This is a genomic window from Aequorivita vitellina (genome assembly GCF_022008365.1).
Taxonomy (GTDB): Bacteria; Bacteroidota; Bacteroidia; order Flavobacteriales; family Flavobacteriaceae; genus Aequorivita; species Aequorivita vitellina.
Map to the genome: position 1 here is coordinate 1 of NZ_JAIRBA010000090.1, position 1,216 is coordinate 1,216.

The 1,216-nt window shown below is 36.5% G+C and carries 1 protein-coding gene; it reads left to right on the forward strand.

Annotated features, from left to right (window positions below):
* Positions 1 to 342 precede the first annotated feature (342 nt).
* Positions 343 to 810, forward strand: a complete 468-nt coding sequence (locus K8089_RS16080) for a hypothetical protein (protein WP_237604307.1) — start codon at positions 343 to 345, stop codon at positions 808 to 810.
* Positions 811 to 1,216 lie beyond the last annotated feature (406 nt).

Below are 1,216 nucleotides of genomic sequence, written 5' to 3' on the forward strand. Positions count from 1 at the left end.
GCCTGCTTCCGAAAATCCTATCGGATTTTCTATTTGGTTTTTATTTGCTAAATTCCGTGCTTAATCGGGCCACTAATCATATGCAGAAACGTTGTACACCATTTGAGAAAAGCAATCTACATAGCATTGATATTTGGAATTTTGGCTTCTTGCGAACAGAAAACCAAACCAGAAAAAGCGGAAAACAAACCGACTGAAATTCCCGCGTGGAAAGTTGATTTGGACACGATTTTGGAAAAGAACAATCCGAAAAATCTTGACCTTTCGAAACATCAACTGTTTATCGACACAACTCGGAATTCAGAGACGTTTAAATACCTGATTAACTGGAAACCAAACCGAATGGATAATGACGCAATTTCATACCACGAAAAAGCAATTGCAAAAAAGCATAAACCAATAAAAATTGACCTAGAAAAATTTCCAAGACAATGGATAAGTTTAAAAAAACTCAACAATGAATTTGTGATTTACGAACCTTGTGATGGAAATACAACCGCTTTTGAAATAAATGAAAGTTCAGTTCTATTCTTCTACCAACTGGAACCTGATGCTGACTTGATATCTGAATTAAGGAAAATCACGGAAAATGAAATCGAATTGGAATTAAGAACTGTTCCGCAAAAAACGGAAACTGAAAAAACTGAACTGACCATAAAACCGACCGAATTTGAAAATGTCTATTTGCTAACTTATAGTTTTGGAGAATGGTACGTGACACCAAAAGAAAAAGTGTCTGAATTTGATATTGTGGTTAATCATTGTCCGACAATGAAAAGAATGGAATTTAATGGCTTTGACAAAGAATAAAAAACGGTGTACAACAATGTATAACCGCAATTACGGCGGATTCGACTACGTCCGAATCCACTCGGAATTGCTAACGTCTGTGCTTAACCGAAAATCATTAACTTTAAAACCGTAACTGACGGTTATACGAGACCGTTGCCCAATATTTGATTAAAGAATATTTTGAAAGAAAAACCATCCGAAAAGCTTTGGGATTGTTTTTAAAATGATTGTGTTTTAAGCGGAAACGGAAGAAATTGCGCGGACAAAAACACGGAACGGAAAAAAACTGGATCTGCGACATTTTTGGCATCGGAAAGATAAAATCAGCGAAAGCCGGTTTTAGTTTGCGATGGACAGTGAAAGAAAAAAAAGCAGTGCGGAATAGAAGCGGAACAGAACGCAGAAAAACATTGGGCAACAAGGC